Source organism: Pseudomonas sp. HB05 (genome assembly GCF_016756915.1).
GTDB lineage: Bacteria > Pseudomonadota > Gammaproteobacteria > Pseudomonadales > Pseudomonadaceae > Aquipseudomonas > Aquipseudomonas alvandae.
The window spans coordinates 197,266-214,718 of record NZ_JAESPG010000008.1; the positions used below are offsets into that span (position 1 = coordinate 197,266).

12 protein-coding genes are annotated in these 17,453 nt (G+C 63.6%); 6 read left to right on the forward strand and 6 right to left on the reverse strand.

Features of this window, described 5'->3' with window-relative positions:
• The first annotated feature begins 125 nt into the window (after window positions 1-125).
• Window positions 126-824, forward strand: coding sequence for an OmpW/AlkL family protein (locus JMN22_RS10250; protein WP_198796664.1), 699 nt, complete (start codon window positions 126-128; stop codon window positions 822-824).
• A gap of 223 nt (window positions 825-1,047) precedes the next feature.
• On the opposite strand, the gene JMN22_RS10255 is transcribed toward JMN22_RS10250, so the two are convergent.
• The gene (locus tag JMN22_RS10255; protein ID WP_198796663.1) at window positions 1,048-1,977 is read right to left on the reverse strand and encodes an NAD-dependent epimerase/dehydratase family protein; all 930 of its coding nucleotides are present in this window, start codon (window positions 1,975-1,977) and stop codon (window positions 1,048-1,050) included.
• Entirely contained in the window at window positions 1,970-2,854 is an 885-nt protein-coding gene (locus JMN22_RS10260) for a sugar nucleotide-binding protein (RefSeq protein WP_030140473.1), read from the reverse strand. The genes JMN22_RS10255 and JMN22_RS10260 overlap by 8 nt, the downstream gene beginning before the upstream one ends.
• A 324-nt stretch (window positions 2,855-3,178) precedes the next feature.
• Between JMN22_RS10260 and JMN22_RS10265 the strand changes: the two genes are divergently transcribed.
• A complete protein-coding gene (locus JMN22_RS10265) occupies window positions 3,179-7,492 on the forward strand; it encodes a DEAD/DEAH box helicase (protein ID WP_198796662.1) in 4,314 nt (1,437 codons plus the stop codon).
• Between the two features lie 128 nt (window positions 7,493-7,620).
• Here the strand turns inward: JMN22_RS10265 and JMN22_RS10270 are convergent, their stop codons facing one another.
• Window positions 7,621-9,663: a mechanosensitive ion channel family protein gene (locus tag JMN22_RS10270; protein WP_437127686.1), complete on the reverse strand. Its 2,043-nt coding sequence runs from the start codon at window positions 9,661-9,663 to the stop codon at window positions 7,621-7,623.
• 354 nt (window positions 9,664-10,017) lie between these two features.
• Between JMN22_RS10270 and JMN22_RS10275 the strand changes: the two genes are divergently transcribed.
• From JMN22_RS10275 to JMN22_RS10290, 4 genes are read left to right on the forward strand one after another with little or no spacing between them, the layout of a single operon-like run.
• Window positions 10,018-10,944: a DUF72 domain-containing protein gene (locus JMN22_RS10275; protein ID WP_030140477.1), complete on the forward strand. Its 927-nt coding sequence runs from the start codon at window positions 10,018-10,020 to the stop codon at window positions 10,942-10,944.
• Window positions 10,941-11,759 (forward strand): endonuclease/exonuclease/phosphatase family protein, encoded by an 819-nt coding sequence (locus JMN22_RS10280; protein WP_030140478.1) that lies wholly within the window; start codon window positions 10,941-10,943, stop codon window positions 11,757-11,759. Before JMN22_RS10275 ends, JMN22_RS10280 begins: the two co-directional genes overlap by 4 nt.
• On the forward strand, window positions 11,756-13,054 hold the full coding sequence (gene clsB / locus JMN22_RS10285) for a cardiolipin synthase ClsB (RefSeq protein ID WP_198796660.1): 1,299 nt from the start codon (window positions 11,756-11,758) through the stop codon (window positions 13,052-13,054). Before JMN22_RS10280 ends, clsB begins: the two co-directional genes overlap by 4 nt.
• The gene (locus JMN22_RS10290) at window positions 13,041-14,042 is read left to right on the forward strand and encodes a lysylphosphatidylglycerol synthase domain-containing protein (protein ID WP_030140480.1); all 1,002 of its coding nucleotides are present in this window, start codon (window positions 13,041-13,043) and stop codon (window positions 14,040-14,042) included. Before clsB ends, JMN22_RS10290 begins: the two co-directional genes overlap by 14 nt.
• Window positions 14,043-14,193: 151 nt before the next feature.
• Here JMN22_RS10290 and JMN22_RS10295 read toward each other — a convergent pair whose 3' ends face one another.
• From JMN22_RS10295 to JMN22_RS10305, 3 genes are all read right to left on the reverse strand, one after another.
• Window positions 14,194-14,952: an alpha/beta hydrolase family protein gene (locus JMN22_RS10295; RefSeq protein WP_030140481.1), complete on the reverse strand. Its 759-nt coding sequence runs from the start codon at window positions 14,950-14,952 to the stop codon at window positions 14,194-14,196.
• On the reverse strand, window positions 14,942-16,051 hold the full coding sequence (locus JMN22_RS10300; protein WP_198796659.1) for a DUF3182 family protein: 1,110 nt from the start codon (window positions 16,049-16,051) through the stop codon (window positions 14,942-14,944). The genes JMN22_RS10295 and JMN22_RS10300 overlap by 11 nt, the downstream gene beginning before the upstream one ends.
• A gap of 320 nt (window positions 16,052-16,371) precedes the next feature.
• Window positions 16,372-17,367, reverse strand: coding sequence for a GlxA family transcriptional regulator (locus JMN22_RS10305; RefSeq protein ID WP_198796658.1), 996 nt, complete (start codon window positions 17,365-17,367; stop codon window positions 16,372-16,374).
• Window positions 17,368-17,453 lie beyond the last annotated feature (86 nt).

The following is a 17,453-nucleotide window of genomic DNA, read 5'->3' on the forward strand; positions in this document are numbered from 1 at the left end:
CTCATCATCATTTCATTGAGCTGAGTCAATTAAACACCCCCTGACTCATTGAGCTGAGTCAAAAGACCGGACCAGACGGCTTCGTACCATGGGACATCAATTTTCGATGCCTTCTGGAGCCCTCAATGAACAAGTCCTTGCTCAGCGCTTCCCTTATCGCGCTCGCCCTCGCCGCCCCACTCGCCCAGGCCCATACTGCCGGCGACATCATCGTTCGCGCCGGTGCGATCACCGTCAACCCGGACGGTGACAGTTCCAGCGTCAAGGTCGACCGTGGCCCGCTGGCCGGCACCGACCTGGGCGGCAAGGCGACCATGAGCAGCGACACGCAACTGGGCTTGAACTTCGCCTACATGCTCACCAACAACTGGGGTATCGAATTGCTGGCGGCCTCGCCGTTCGAGCATGACGTAAAAATCAAAGGCACCGCCCTTGGCGCCGCCAACAACAAGCTCGGCACCCTCAAGCACCTGCCGCCGACCTTGAGCCTGGTCTACTACCCGCTCGACGCCAAATCGGCCTTCCAGCCTTATGTCGGTGCGGGCATCAACTACACCTGGATCTATGACGAGCACGTCGGCAGCGAAGCCAGCGCCAACGGCTTCAGTAACTTCCGCGCGAAAAACAGCTGGGGCATGGCCTGGCAAGTCGGTGCGGACTACATGCTGACCGACAACATCATGATCAACGGCCAGATCCGCTACATCGACATCGACACCACTGCGTATGTCGACAACAACGCCGTGGCCGGTGGCACCCGGGCCAAGGTGGACGTTGATGTGGATCCGTTCGTCTACATGGTGGGGTTGGGTTACAAGTTCTGAGCCTGAGCACCATCGCGAGTTGACAACACCCTGTGGCGAGGGGATTTATCCCCGCTGGACTGCGCAGCAGTCCCCTGGCTGGTCGACCTTGATCAGCCTGACACGCCGAGGTGGCAGCTTTTGGGGCTGCTGCGCAGCCCAACGGGGATAAATCCCCTCGCCACAACGTGGTAGGCCGTGACAAAAAAGGCGCCTCGAGAGGCGCCTTTTTCATGGCGGAAACTCAGCGCCCCAACAATCGCGCCAGCCCCACGCTCATCGGCGTCTGCTTCGGAACGCTGAAACGCTCCAACAGGCGACCGTTGTCGGCGCGCGAATGACGGATGTCACCGGAACGCGCCGGGCCGTGGCTGATGGTGGGCAAGTCACCCACCACTACCGCCAGGGCCTGGAGCATCTGCTTGAGCGTCGTCGCCTGGTTCCAGCCGACATTCACCGCGCCCACCTCCACTTCAGGCTTTTCGATGGCCTGGACCAACACGTCCACCAAGTCCTCGACATAGACGAAATCCCGAGTCTGCTCGCCATCACCGAACACGGTGATCGGCAGGCCTTTCTGCGCGCGCTCGCTGAAAATGCTGATGACGCCTGAATAGGGCGAGGATGGATCCTGGCGTGGGCCGTAAATGTTGAAGAAGCGGAACACCGCTGGCTCCAGATCGTGCTGGCGACGATAGAAGTCGAAATAGTATTCGCTGGCCAGTTTGTCCGCCGCGTAGGGCGTGAGCGGTGCCTTGGGGGTGTCTTCGTCGATGGACTGGCCTTCGCCGTTGTTGCCGTAGACCGCCGCGCTGGAGGCGAACAGCACCCGTTTCACGCCGCTCTGGCGCATGGCTTCGCAGACATTCAGGGTGCCGATGAAATTGCTCTGGTGGGTGCGCACGGGGTCGTCCACCGAGGCTTGCACCGAGGCCACCGCCGCCAGGTGCGCCACGGCACTGCAACCGGCCATGGCCTGGGCGACCAGCGCAGCGTCGGCGACGTCGCCTTCGATCAGTTCCACCGCAGGGTTGTCCAGCGGCAGGTTGCTGCGCTTGCCGGTGGACAGGTCATCGAGAATACGCACCGAGTGCCCTTTGGCAAGCAAGGCGTCGGTCAGGTGCGAACCAATGAAACCCGCGCCGCCGGTGATGAGAACAGGGCCGTCAGCCATGGCGATAAAACCTATCCAGTAAGCTCGGGAGCGCGGCGCGCCAGGCGCGGGGCTTGATCCCGAAGGTGTGCAGAATTTTCTTGCAGGCCAGGACCGCGTGTTGCGGTTCTTCCGCGGCGTCCGGCCTTGCGGCATGGGCCTGGGGCGTGGGCGACTCGATCGCCAGCGGATGCAGGGCGCGGGCTTCGGTGAGGATCGCCTGGCCGAGCGCCAGCGGCGTGGTCGCCTCATGGCCGGCGTAATGATAGGTGCCCCACAGCGGCGCCGCACAATCGAGTTGCTTGAGCACCGAGATGATCACGCGCGCCGCATCGTCAACCGGCGTCGGATTGCCCCGACGGTCATCGGCCAGCAACAACTCGTCGGGCTGTTCGGCCCGGGCGAGGAAACGGCCGAGGATGCCGTCGGCACTGTCATCCAGCAGCCAGCCGAAACGCAGCAATACATGTTGCGGGCAGGTGGCGCGCACGCTTTGCTCGATTCGCCACAAGGCCTGGCCACGCAGGCCCAGCGGCACGGGCTCGTCCTTTTCGCTGTAGGCGGTGGCGCGGGAGCCATCGAATACGCGGTAGCTCGACGGTTGCAGCAAGACGATGTTGTGATGCTGGCACAGTTCCGCCAGGCGCTCGACCGCCCGCTCCTGGCTGGCCAGGCGCTGCTCACTGACAGTCTCGGCCTGGAACCAGTCGAAGTAGTACGCCAGATTGATCAAGGCGTCCGGCCGGGTGTCGTCGAGCAGTTGCGTCAGGCTCGCGGCATCCCAGCCGTCTTCGGGGGGGCGGGGGGCAAGAAAACCGATGTCTTCTTCTGCACCGAGGCGAATCAGCGCCTGCCCAAGGGCATTTCCGCCGCCCAGTAACATAAGGCGCATTCGCATAAAGTCAGCAGGCCCAGTCTGTTGGCACAAGAATTTGGTCGACAACGCCCGAGGGCGTCGTCGGAATCGTTGCATTTTGCGGGTTTAGTGCGCAACCGTCATCCGTAAAGTGCAGATCTCCGGGTTTGCCGTTTTCCAAGGCGGTTGCTGAGCTCTTGTGGCGAGGGGATTTATCCCCGCTGGGCTGCGCAGCAGCCCCAACCAAGCAAATGAGGCGAGCCTGACCCACCCAGGTGTTAATTAAAGGGACTGCTGCGCAGTCCAGCGGGGATAAATCCCCTCGCCACTTGCATCATCCCCACCCCACCCGCCTAAACTGCCCACATGAATCTGCCCCTTGCAGCCGACCACGCCATGGCAGGCTTTCACCCCGCCGTTCGCGCCTGGTTCAGCCAGACATTCCCGGCGGTCACGGCCGCCCAGGCCCGGGCGTGGCCGTTGATCGGCCAGCGCCGTTCGGTGCTGGTCGCCGCTCCAACGGGTTCGGGCAAGACCCTGACCGCATTTCTCGCAGTGCTGGATGACCTGGTGCACCGCGGCCTGGAGCAAGGTGGCCTGCCGGACGCGACGCTGGTGGTCTACGTCTCGCCGCTCAAGGCCCTGAGCAACGACATCCAGATCAACCTGCAGAATCCCCTGGCCGGTATCACCGAGCAGTTGCAGCGAATGGGCCTGCCGCCCTTGCCCATCACCACCGCCGTGCGCACCGGTGACACCCCGCAAAAAGAACGCTCGGCGATGCGCAAGACCGCGCCGCACATCCTCGTGACCACCCCCGAATCGCTCTATGTGCTGCTCGGCTCCGATTCCGGCCGGCAGATGCTCGCCAGCACCCGCACGGTGATCGTCGACGAAATCCACGCCATCGCCGCCAGCAAGCGCGGCAGCCACCTGGCCTTGAGCCTGGAACGGCTGCAAGCCCTGTGCGCCGAACCGCTGATGCGCATCGGCCTGTCGGCCACGCAAAAGCCCATCGAAGCGGTGTCACGGTTTCTGGTCGGCGCAGGGCGCGCCTGCGAGATTGTCGACATCGGCCACGCCCGCCCCCGCGACCTGGACATCGAGGTGCCGCCGGTGCCGCTTTCTGCGGTGATGGCCAATGACGTCTGGGAACTGGTCTACAACCGCCTCGCCGAGCTGGCCCGGGCGCACCGAACCACGCTGGTATTCGTCAACACCCGACGGCTGGCCGAACGCCTGAGTCGCCACCTGAGTGAACGCCTGGGCAAGGACGCCGTGGCGGCTCACCACGGCAGCCTGGCGAAGGAGTTTCGCCTCGACGCCGAGCAACGCCTCAAGCGCGGCGAATTGCAGGTACTGATCGCCACTGCGTCGCTGGAGTTGGGCATAGACATTGGCGATGTCGACCTGGTCTGCCAGATCGCCTCGCCCCGTTCGATCTCGGCGTTCCTGCAAAGGGTTGGCCGCTCCGGCCACCAGGTCGGTGGCACGCCCAAGGGGCGCCTGTTCGCCACCACCCGCGACGACTTGATCGAATGTGCCGCCCTGCTCGATTGCGTGCGCCGTGGCGAGCTGGACATCCTGCACATCCCCAGGGCGCCGCTGGATGTCCTGGCCCAGCAGATCGTCGCCGAAGTCAGTTGCCAGGAATGGCATGAACAGGCGTTGCTGGAGATGTTCCGCCGCGCCTCGCCCTACGCGGAGCTGGACGAAGACCATTACCAGGCCCTGCTGCAAATGCTCGCCGAAGGCCTCAATGGCCGACAGGGCGTGCGCAGCGCCTACCTGCACCGCGATGCCGTGACCCGGACCTTGCGCGGGCGGCGGGGCAGCAAGCTCACGGCGGTGACCAGCGGCGGCACCATCCCGGACAACGCCGACTACAGCGTTTTGCTCGAACCGCAAGGCTTGAACATCGGCAGCGTCAACGAAGACTTCGCCGTGGAGAGCATCGCCGGGGATGTGTTCCAACTGGGCAATACGTCCTATCGCATCATCCGCGTCGAGACCGGCCGCGTGCGGGTCGAGGACGCCCAGGGTCAACCGCCGACCATCCCGTTCTGGCTCGGCGAAGCCCCGGGGCGCAGCGCCGAGTTGTCTCAGGCCGTCGCCCGCCTGCAAGCCCAGCTCGATCAACTGCTCGGCGTCACGCCGGGCAATCTGCAACCGGCACTCGACTGGCTGACCGGCACCTTGCACCTGAACCTTGCCAGCGCCGAGCAGATCCTCGATTACCTCGCCCCGGCGCGCCTGGCCTTCGGCGCCCTGCCGTCCCAGGACACCTTGGTGATGGAACGGTTTTTCGACGAGTCCGGCGGCACGCAACTGATCATCCATACGCCCTTCGGCAGCCGCATCAACCGCGCCTGGGGCCTGGCCCTGCGCAAGCGTTTCTGCCGCACCTTCAACTTCGAGTTGCAGGCCGCCGCCAGCGAGGACGCCATCGTGCTGTCGCTGTCCACCAGCCACAGCTTCGAACTGGACGAGGTCTGGCGCTACCTCAACAGCCAGAGCGCCGAGCAGATCCTGATTCAAGCGGTATTGGATGCGCCGCTGTTCGGCGTGCGCTGGCGCTGGAATGCCGGCGTGGCCCTGGCGTTGCCGCGCTATACCGGCGGGCGCAAAGTCGCGCCACAGATCCAGCGCATGAAAAGTGAAGACTTGATCGCCAGCGTGTTCCCGGACCAGATCGCCTGCCTGGAAAACCTCGCCGGCGAGCGAGAGATTCCTGATCATCCGCTGGTGGAGCAAACCCTGGACGATTGCCTGCACGAGGCGATGGACAGCGAAGGCTGGCTGGCGCTGTTGCGGCGCATGGAAGCGGGTGAGATCCGCCTGGTCAGCCGCGACCTGCCGGCGCCCTCGCCCCTGGCGGCAGAAATCCTCAGCGCCCGGCCTTACACCTTTCTCGACGACGCGCCGCTGGAGGAGCGCCGTACCCAAGCGGTGATCAACCGGCGCTGGAGCGATCCGCAATCCACCGACGACCTCGGTGCGCTGGACGCCAATGCCATCCAGGCCGTGCGGGAAGAGGCCTGGCCGACGCCGACCAATGTCGATGAAATCCACGAAGCGCTGATGAGCCTGGCCTGCATCGCCGACAGCGAAGCCAGTGCCGAGCCGTCTTGGCTGGACGGGCTGCGGACCCTGGCGGAGCGCGGTCGCGCCAGCCACATTCAGATCAGCGACGAGCGCGGCCTGTGGGTGCCGCTGGAGCGGCTGACGTGCCTGCAGGCGATTTATCCACAAGCCCAATGGCAGCCGCCGCTGACACCGCTGCCGGGGTTCGATGAGCCGTGGGACAGCGACGAGGCCGTGGTGGAAGTGCTGCGCGCGCGGCTCAGTGCCTTTGGCCCGCAGCCGTTGACGGCGATCGCCTACCCGCTGGGGCTGTCGCCGGCGCAAGCGACCCAGGCCCTGGCCCAGCTCGAACAACAGGGGTATGTGCTGCGCGGTCGCTTCACTCCGGGCACCGCTCAAGAGGAGTGGTGCGAACGGCATCTGCTGGCGCGGATCCACCGCTACACGGTCAAGCGCTTGCGCCGGGAAATCGAGCCGGTGATGTTGCAGGATTTCATGCGTTTCCTGTTCGACTGGCAGCATCTGTCGCCGTCCAGCCAGGGCCGCGGCAACGCGGTGCTGCCGTCGATCATCGGCCAGTTCGAAGGCTACCCGGCCGCCGCCTCGGCCTGGGACAGCGACCTTTTGCCAGCGCGAATCAAGGATTATTCGCCGAGCTGGCTCGACGAACTGTGCCGCAGCGGCAAGTTCGTCTGGACGCGCCTGAGCGCTCGTCAGAAGTTATCCTCCAGCGCTTTGCGCAGCACGCCGATCGTGTTGCTGCCGCGCGCCAAGGTCGCGCTGTGGAGCAGCCTGGCCGAGCAGACACCGATCAGCGAACTGTCGCTCAAGACGCAAAAAGTCCATCAGGCCCTCAGTGAACATGGCGCGTTGTTTTTCGATGAATTGCTGCACGAGGCCCATTTGCTGCGCAGCGAACTGGAAATCGCCTTGCAGGAACTGGTCGGTGCCGGGCTCGTGAATGCTGACAGCTTCGCCGGGCTGCGGGCCTTGATCACCCCTGCCAGCAAACGCCAGGCCCGTAGCAGCCGGCGCGGACGCGGGGCGTTTGTCGGCGGCATGGACGATGCCGGGCGCTGGGCCTTATTGCGCCGCAGTTCGCCCGCGCCAGAACCCGGCAACCGGCCCGCGCCCACACCGCCCGATACCCTGGAACACATCGCCCTGACCCTGTTGCGCCGTTATGGCGTGGTGTTCTGGCGCCTGCTGGAGCGCGAGGCCGATTGGCTGCCGAGCTGGCGTGAATTGCTGCGCACGTTTCATCGTCTGGAGGCACGGGGCGAGATTCGAGGCGGGCGCTTTGTCAGCGGGCTGGCCGGCGAACAATTCGCCTTGCCCGAAGCCATCCCGCTGCTGCGCGAAGCACGGCGTCGGCCCACCGATGGCAGCCTGGTGGCGGTGTGCGGGGTTGATCCGTTGAACTTGGCCGGCACGTTGTTGCCCGGGGCGAAAGTGCCGGCGCTGGCGAGTAATCGGCTGGTGTATCGGGATGGGCTGCCGGTGGCGGCGCTGGTTGCGGGCAAGCAGCAGCTATTTGTGGAGTTGGATGCAGAAGGGATGGCTGGGGTCAGGAACAAGCTCATTCAGAAAAATTGAGGGTGTCTGGCCGGGCCCCTTCGCGAGCAAGCCCGCTCCCACAGGGGGCTGTCCATTCACCACAAACCTACTGTGGGAGCGAGCTTGCTCGCGATGAGGCCATAAGCCTCACCACAAACCTGAAGTAATTATTGAGCTTGATCAGCCTGCTCGCCCCCTGCCTTCTCCTCAACCAACCGCTTCGGCAACACCACCTGCTGTGGATAAGTCTGCGCGAAGTGCACCGACGGCTCGTTATCCACAAGCTTTTTCAATCGCTGGTTGAATGCCCGGCTCACCGCGTACTGCCCGCCCGAGACCGTGCGGAACTGGGCCGTGAGGACCACGCCGTTGAGGTCCATCTTGTCCACGCCGAACACATCCAGCGGCCCTTGCAGGTTGAACTTGAGGAACGGGTCCTCGGAAATCGAATCGCCGGCCTCGCGGATCAATTCAATGGCACGGTCCACGTCGGTGTCGTAGGTGAACTGCACCGAGAAAAACGCAAAGGCGAATTGCCGGGATTGGTTGGTCACGGCCTTGATCTGCCCGAACGGCACCGAATGCACGAAGCCCTTGCCGTCGCGCAGGCGCAGGGTGCGGATGGTCAGGCCTTCGACAGTGCCGGCATGGCCGGAGCTGAGCACCACCCAGTCGCCGATGGACAGCGTGTCCTCGATGATGATGAACAGCCCGGTGATCACGTCCTGCACCAGTTGCTGCGAACCGAAACCGATCGCCAGCCCGACCACGCCGGCACCGGCGAGCAATGGCGCGACGTTGATGCCGAGGTTGGCCATGGTGGTGATCGCGCAAATCACCACCAGGATGATTTTAGCCGCGTTGCGCAACAGCGGCAGGATGGTCTTCACCCGGGTGCTGGGTGCCCGGGCGCCGCGCTTGTTGAGCGGAGGTTTCAACGCCTCCTGGATCGCCGTGTCGAGCACTACCCACGTCAGCCAGGTCACCAGGAAGATCAGGCCGATGCGGCTCAAGGAATCGCTGATCGCCCGTCCCACGGCGTTGCGCGAGGCGAACTCGAACAAAGAGACTCCCCAGATCCGTCCGAGCACTTCGATGAATACCACGGCCATGACGATCCGCAACAAGGCGTGCAGCAAGCTCAACAACCGCCCCTTGTAGGCGCTGTTGCGCTGGATGGCCTCGGCCTTGGGCGATTTGAAGATGTGCTGGAACACGGTGCTGAGGAACACCGTCGCGATCAGCAGGAGGGTGGTGAACAAAGCGCAACGCAGGGCCTTCTGGTTGTCTTCGCCGACACCGATCAGGCTCACCGCCGACACCAGCACCATCAGCAGGATCGGCCAGTACCAGAGACCGGAAAAGATCCGCAGTGATTCCTGCAATGCCGGTTGCTTGAGGCGCTGGGCCAGCGGTCGATTGCGGATCAGGTGGGCCACGGGCCGGCGCAGGTGGATCACCAGCCAACCGAAGATCAGCGAAGCCGACAGCCCAGTGAACACCGCGACGCTGCTGGTGATATTGCCGCCCAGTTGGCGGGCGATCTGCGGGCTGGTCAGGGCATCGCTGAGGGCCGCCAGGAAACCGATCAGGAACAACGGCCGTGGGCTGAAACGCCGGATGATCGCCACGGCACGGCGTTTATGGCCGGCGTTGAACATCACGATCACGCAGAGCAGCACCGATGTGGAAACAATGCCGCTGCTGGTGGCGTAGGCGAAACACAGCGCGAGGGCGCGACCGACCGAGACTTGCAGGAAATGGCTGACGTAAAGGGTCAAGGGCAGGCAGGCCACGGCCGGCAAGGTGTACGGCAGCAGATAACCGAGCAGGTCCCGCACCCGCTGGCGAGTGCGTAGCCAGCGGCGCCGACCGAGACGTCGCACCAGCAAGCGCGCACCGGCCCAGATCAGCGCGAAGGTCCCCAGCCACACGCCTGACAGCAACAGGAAATCGCCCGCTATCCGCCAGGATGAACGGGACGTCTGGTCCACCAGTCGATCGACCTCGTCAGCCGCCCGATCCGCCCGCAGGCGCCAGGCATCCACCAGGCTCTGGTCGAGGTCGAGCTTGTCCTGGACATCGTCGATGCTGGAACTGATTGCTCCCAATAAGCCGCCTTGCACCAGCGGTTCGGGCTCGGTCGGGGCTTCGGCAGGCTTGGGGAGGCCAGGGACCGCAGCGGTCCCGTAGGCGCTGGTGCCGGTCATGGCCAGCAGCAATAGCAGCAATACAGTGCTCAATCGAGACAAAACGCGGGGCTCCTTCGCACGGGGTCGGTAAGGAACTGATCAACAATGGGCCGGCAAGTTCGCTGATATCCCGTGGCGAGGGGATTTATCCCCGCTGGGCTGCGAAGCGGCCCCAAAATCTAACGCCTCGGTATGTCAGGCTGAATGTGCTCCGCCTGTTGGGGCTGCTGCGCAGCCCAGCGGGGATAAATCCCCTCGCCACGGTACTTCACCGTTTGCGCCACCATCGGTAAGACCACCGAAACTTTCCAGCCCGCCCGGCGGTCATCAAAAGACACAGGCAGTACGAGGTCATTGGCACGGGAGGGATACATGACGGCGATCCACATTGGCATTTCCGGTTGGCGCTACACGCCCTGGCGCGGGGATTTCTATCCCAAGGGGCTGGCGCAGAAACGGGAACTGCAATTCGCCTCTCGAGCGGTCAACAGCATCGAAATCAATGGATCGTTCTACGCCCTGCAACGTCCCGAACGGTATGCCCAGTGGTACGCCGAGACGCCGCCGGACTTCGTGTTCAGCGTCAAGGCGCCGCGCTTCATTACCCACATCAAGCGCCTGCGGGACATTCACAAGCCGCTGGCGAATTTCTTCGCGTCCGGGGTGCTGGAGCTCAAGGAAAAACTCGGCGCCATCCTCTGGCAGTTTCCGCCCAGCTTCAAATTCGACCCGGAACTGTTCGAAGACTTCCTCAAGCAACTGCCCCATGACACCCAGGCCGCCGCCGCGCTGGCCCGGGAGCACGAGTCGCGCCTGGACGGCCACGCCAGCACCGAGACCGATAAAAAGCGTGCGCTGCGCCATGCCGTGGAAATCCGCCACGAAAGCTTCATCGACCCCCGCTTCGTCGCCCTGCTCAAACGCTACGACGTTGCCCTGGTGGTCGCCGATACCGCCGGAAAATGGCCCTATCGCGAGGACGTCACCAGTGATTTCGTCTACCTGCGCCTGCACGGCGCCGAAGAGTTGTACGCCAGCGGCTACACCGACGAAGCGCTCAAGCGCTGGGGCGACCGGATCGAGGCCTGGAGCCACGGTACGCAGCCGAGCGACGCACAGTTGATCGATCCGAAAAAGAAACCCCGGCCGCGCAAGAGCCGGGAAGTGTTCTGCTATTTCGACAACGACATCAAAGTCCGCGCGCCCTACGACGCGCGCCACCTGCTGGAGCGCTTCGACCTGGACAAGCATCTCGCCACCGCTCCCGGTGTGCGCCCGGCCGAAGGAGTATTGCCATGAGCACGCCAGAATCCAGCGAAGCCACTCGCGAGCCGCTGCACGATTCGGCGCAGCGCCTGCTCGACGGAGTCAATCGATTCACGGTGCTGACGGTCAACACGCATAAGGGCTTCACCGCGCTGAATCGGCGATTCATCCTGCCGGAACTGCGCGAAGCCGTGCGCAGCGTGTCCGCCGACGTGGTGTTCCTGCAGGAAGTACACGGCACCCACGAGCACCATCCCCAGCGCTACAGCAACTGGCCGAGCATCCCGCAATATGAGTTTCTCGCCGACACCCTCTGGCCGCAGTTCGCCTATGGGCGCAACGCGGTGTATCCGGCGGGCGACCATGGCAACGCATTGCTGTCGAAATTCCAGATCATCCGCCACGACAACCTAGACGTGTCCATCAGCGGCCACGAAAGCCGCGGCATGCTGCACAGCGTGCTGCGCCTGCCGAACGCTGACGGTGGACAGGACGTGCATGCCATTTGCGTCCACTTGGGGTTGCGTGAAGGCCATCGCGTCGAACAACTGAAGCTGCTTTGCCAACGCTTGAGCGAATTGCCCCCCGAAGCACCGGTCATCGTTGCCGGCGACTTCAACGACTGGCGTGGCAAGGCCAATGACCTGCTCGCGCCCTGCGGCCTGCGGGAGGTATTCGCCGAACAGTGGGGCAAGCCGGCCCGCAGTTTTCCGGCGCGCCTGCCGATCCTGCGCCTGGACCGCATCTACGTGCGCAACCTCAAGGCCCATCACGCCAAGGTACTGAATGTACGTCCCTGGTCGCACCTTTCCGACCACGCACCGCTGTCGGTGGAGATCGAGTTATGAACGCGACGATGGACAAGGCGACGGTGGAAAAGGTCGAGGTGCCGCCGACCGAACGCAACCCGGCGCTGGCCGACGTCGAATACGGCTGGCACGGCAACAACCGCGTCACGCTGCTGGAAAACGGCGAGGAATATTTCCCACGGGTTTTCGAAGCGATTCGCCGCGCCCAGGAAGAAATTCTCCTGGAGACGTTCATTCTGTTCGAGGACAAGGTCGGCTTTGAACTGCGGGACTTATTGGTCGATGCGGCCAAGCGCGGCGTACGCATCACCGTCAACCTCGACGGTTTCGGTTGCGGTGAGCTGAGCACGGCGTTTCTCGCCTCGTTGAGCGATGCCGGGATACGCCTGCAAATGTTCGACCCGGCCCCCCGGCACCTGGGCATCCGCACCAACTGGTTCCGCCGCCTGCATCGCAAGATCGTGGTGGTGGACGGCGTGATCGCTTTCATCGGCGGGATCAACTTTTCCGCTGACCACCTGGGCGACTTCGGTCCCGAGGCCAAGCAGGATTACTCAGTGGAAATCAAAGGTCCGGCGGTGGTGGATATCCATCACTTCGCGCTGCTGCAAAGCGGTCGGCCAGCCCGGGCCAAGTATTGGTGGCAACGTCGCCGCAGCCGCCGCACCGAGTTGGCCTTCAACGACCATGACGGCCAGGTGCGCCTGGTCTACCGCGATAACCACGAGCATCAGACCGACATCGAAGAGGTCTACCTGCAAGTGCTGCGCAGCGCCCAGCGTCGGGTGGTAATCGCCAACGCGTATTTCTTCCCCGGTTATCGGTTGCTGCGCGAGATCCGCAACGCCGCGCGACGTGGCGTGGAGGTGCGGCTGATCCTGCAAGGGCAACCGGACATGATGATCGCCAAGCTCGCGGCGCGGATGCTCTATGACTATCTGATCAAGGCCGGCGTGACGATCTACGAGTATTGCGAGCGGCCGCTGCACGGCAAGGTCGCCTTGGTCGATGAAGACTGGAGCACGGTCGGTTCGAGCAACCTCGACCCGCTGAGCCTGTCCCTGAACCTGGAAGCCAACGTGCTGATCCGCGACCGGGCGTTCAACCGCGAACTGTTCGAGCGGCTCGATCACCTGAGCCGCAATCACTGCACCGTCATGCCCGAAAATCACGCCCGTCGCGGGCGGCTGTGGCGCATGACCATCGGTTTCATGGTGTTCCACTTCCTGCGTCATTTTCCGGCCTGGGCCGGATGGTTGCCGGCCCATAAACCGCGTCTGAAACCTTTTTCGCCGCCGACGGCGGTCCGGAGCGAACCCCATGAACCACTCTGAAGCGCACACCGCGCCGAGAGATGCCCAAGCCCCGGAACAGGCCAAGCCGAAGTCGCGCTGGAGTCGCTGGAAACGCCCGCTGACCCTGGCTTTTTTCCTGCTGCTGATCGTGCTGTTCACCGCCCTGGCGCGGCGCATCGATTGGTCCGAGGTGTTCACGACCCTGGCGGATTTCAAGCTGCGCACTTTGCTGATCGCCGCCGCGCTGACCATCGCCAGCTTCATCACCTATGCCGGCTTCGACCTGATCGGGCGCACTTACATCCGGCAAAAACTCGGTTGGCGGCAAATATTGCCAGTGGGGGTCATCAGTTACGCGTTCAACCTCAACCTCAGCGCCTGGGTCGGCGGCATCGCCATGCGCTATCGGCTGTATTCGCGGCTGGGGGTGAGCACGGGCAATATCGCCAAGATTCTCGGCTTGAGCCTGGCCACCAACTGGTTCGGCTATATGACCTTGGCCGGCGTGGTGTTCAGTAGTGGCCTGGTGACGATGCCTCCGGGCTGGAAACTGAGCAGCGATGCGCTGCAAGGCGTCGGAGTGCTGCTATTGCTAATCAGCGCCGGCTATCTGCTGGCCTGCCGTTTCTCCAAGCGCCGGGCCTGGACGGTGCGCGGCATGGAAATCAACCTGCCTTCGCTGCGCATGGCCGTGTTGCAATTGGCATTGGGGGCGCTGAACTGGTCGCTGATGGCGGCGGTGATCTTTACGCTGTTGCCGAGCAAACTCGAATACCCGGTGGTGCTCGGGGTGCTGTTGATCAGCAGCATTGCTGGCGTGATTACTCACATTCCGGCCGGGCTCGGGGTGCTGGAGGCGGTGTTTGTCGCGCTGTTGCAGCATGAGGTGTCACGGGGCAGCTTGATCGCGGGGTTGATTGCCTACCGGGCGATCTATTTCATCCTGCCGCTGTTGGTCACGGTGGTGATGTACCTGGTGATCGAGGCGAAGGCCAAGGCGTTGCGGGTCAAGCCTGGGGTCAAGTGAGCGGTTGCTTGAATCACGAGGTGCTTGTGCTAGCCTCTTCGCGAGCAAGCCCGCTCCCACAGGGATTCGCAGAGAGTCTGAGCCCGGGTTCACACAGGTCTCTTGTGGGAGCGGGCTTGCTCGCGAAGAGGCCCGCCTGAACGCCACATGTCTACCGCTCCTGAATAATGCTCAACCGCTCGCCCACCACCATCTCCGTGATCCAGCTCACCAGGATCGAGGTGTAGGCCTGTTGTGACACGGGGTCGCTCAGGGAATGGTCGGCGCCGTCGATGATCCGATGGGTCAACGAGTGGGTCTGCTGGCACGCCGCTCGATAACTCATGATGGTGGCGTGGGGCACATGGTCATCGGTCTCGGACTCCACCAGCAGCACATCGCCCGTGAATTGCGAGCAGGCCTGCAAGGCCCGGTTGGTGTCGGCGTGGACCAGGGTGCTGCGATAATCCAGCAGGTCGGTCTTGTCCAGGTCACGCTTGGGCGTGTGCCACTGCTCGTCCCGGTAGAGCGCCGGAACCCGCAAGGCCAGCCAGCGCACCGGACGCAACGACGTCAGGATCGAGGCCAGGTAACCGCCGTAGCTGGTGCCGACCACCGCGATCGCCGATGTGTCCAGGCCGGGGTGGGCCAGCAGTCGGTCATAGGCCGCCAGCAAGTCCCGCAGGTTGTCCTCCCGCGTAACCCGTGACAACGGAATTCCCGCGCCCCCCGTGTGCCCGCGCAAGTCGAAGGTCAGGCATACGCAGCCCAGGCCGGCGATGCCCTTCGCCCGTTCAAGATCACGTTCCTGGCTGCCGCCCCAACCGTGCACGAACAACACACCGGGGACCTTTGATTTTGGGCTCAGGAAGGTCCCGTTCATATGCTCATCATCGATGGCAATCTGGATGGTTTCGCTTCTAGCCGTCATAGGATTGAACCGTTACGTATTTGAGTAGGAAGTCACCGTTTTCTGCCTCGCCGCGATAAACCTCCGTCGCGCCGGGGGGCAGCGGCTGATCGGTGTAGGTTTCGACCGAGGACACCCGGACCGCGCGGACCGAAGGATCCTCGACAAACACCTGCAGTGCCGCGAGCTCCGCGCTGCTGGCACCGCCCATACGCCAGGATTGCTCCAGCACGCCGCCGCGAGGCTGGCCACCGGTATCCGTCCCTTGGGCGATGTCGTAATTGCGCCGCGACGCAAAGAACGTCGGAAATGCCTGGTTGGCGGCGTCATCGAACACCTGGGCCAGACGCACCGCCTCGCGCACATCGTCTTGCAGTTCCAGACCGAGCAACTCGATGTAGCCACCTTGGGCCACCAGCAGGTCGGAACCGCCATAGACCTCCTGCCCTTCGTTGTCATGGGTCAGGTGTTGCACGCCGCAGTAGCTCAAGACCCTGCCATTGATGAAGCTTTGGCCGACGCTCTGGGTCTTGATCTCATTGAGGTTCTGCTCCAGCACAATGCCCTCGCTGAACACCGCCTGGGCGTCTGGCGCCGCGACGATTTCGTCGAATTGCGCGATGCTTCGGATGACCCGCTGGCCACGTCCGGCGCAAGCATGGATTGGCTTGAAGCGAATCGGTCCGGCGTAAAGCAGATGCTCGGCGGCCTGGCGCGCATCCTTGAGGGAGAACACGCTGACGCCGTCGAGTACAACGCCCCGGGTCAGCTTGGCGAACAGCGGCGACCAGCCCTGCGGCGCAACCGCGTCCTTATTCAACAGACCATGGGCGATCGCCTTGGTGCAGATGAAATCGTGGTCGACGTAACCGCCCCAGAGATCATCCGGCCCCTTGACGCCCAGGCGCAATGCAGCCTCCGCGCCGATCAGGGTTTGCGTGGGCAATAGGTACAGATCCCGTCCGGCGTGTTGCTGGTTATCGTAGCTGCCACCGTATTCCAGGCCAAGGATATTCGCCAACCAGCGCGCCAGCGCCCGATTGGTTTCGACTTCATGCAGCGGCGCCTGGGGATTGACCGAGTGAGCTACTACTAATTTGTCACGATGGATCGACGTCATGCGTTGTCCTTTAAACTGCGCTCAATAGCCGTAGCCATAAGGATTGCAGAGATCAGGCCAACGGCACGGCGGAGGACGAACGGTCGAGGAACCGGGGGTGATGGCGGATGATGTGGCACGGGGCCTGTTTCATTCTGCACGACGGGAAGTGGGGATCCGGCAAATTGCACGACGCCACTGCGGATTTTCTGTGGCGAGGGAGCTTGATCCCGCTGGGCTGCGCAGCAGCCCCTAACGATTAAAATGACACACCGCGGTGTAAGTTCTCTGTGGGGCGCTGCGCACCCAGCGGGAGCAAGCTCCCTCGCCACGGGTCGGTTTCAGCCTTTGGAAGCGCTCGGCGGACTTACCCCAAACCTCGCCCGGTAATCACTCGGCGCCAGCCCGGTGATTTTCTTGAAGGTCGAGCGAAAGGCACCGGGGTCCTGATAGCCCACGGTCCAGGCAATGTGATCGATGGTGCCGTTGGTGAACTCCAGCATTTCCCGGGCCTTGCCGACTCGCAGGTGCTGGCAGTATTCGGTGGGCTTGAGTCCGGTGGCGGCACGGAACCGGCGCAGGAAGGTGCGTTCTTCCAGGCCGGCCTGCTCCGCCATTGCGCCGAGGGAGACATCCACCGCGCCGCTGCGCTGCAGCCAGTGCTGCACCTTGAGGATCGCGCCGTCACCGTGTCCCAGGATCGGCGCGAAATTGCTGCCGCACTGACTCGCGCTGTCGCTGTGCTCGACCACCAGGAATTTCGCCGTGCGCGTGGCGATGCTGGGTCCGAGCAGACGGTCCACCAGCCGCAGCCCGAGCTCCGACCAGGCCATCAGCCCCGCCGTGGTGATCAGGTCACCGTCATCGACGATGGGTTTGTCGGCGTTGAGCTTGATCTTCGGATAACGCGCCGCGAAAGACTTCGCCGACGTCCAGTGGGTGGTGGCGCTGCGACCGTCGAGCAGGCCGCTTTCGGCCAGAAGGATCGAACCCACGCAAACCCCGCCCAATACGGTGCCGTCGGCATGCTGAGCCCGAAGCCAATCCATCAGGACCGGCGTGGCAAGCTTTTCATTGAAGCCGGCAATGGAGGGCGGGATCAGCAAGGCAATCAGTTTGCCCGGCGCTGCGTCCTCGCTGTCGAACACCCGCAGCGGCGCCTCACCGTTTTCCGTGCGCCAATGACTCACCCGCAGCCTCGGCAACTGCACACTGGCCTGCTCGGTTGCGATCCTGGCCGCGACCGTGAACAGATCGGTCAGGCCGTGCACCGCCGCCAATTGCGCGCCGGGATACATCAGCACGCCAAGTTCAGCGAATGCCCTTTCCTGCGCCATTGTCAGTTTTACCTCGCCTATTGTCGTTACGGCCAATCCTCCCATCGCCGGGCTTGGCCAATACTGGCTTCACCGCAATCAACCCG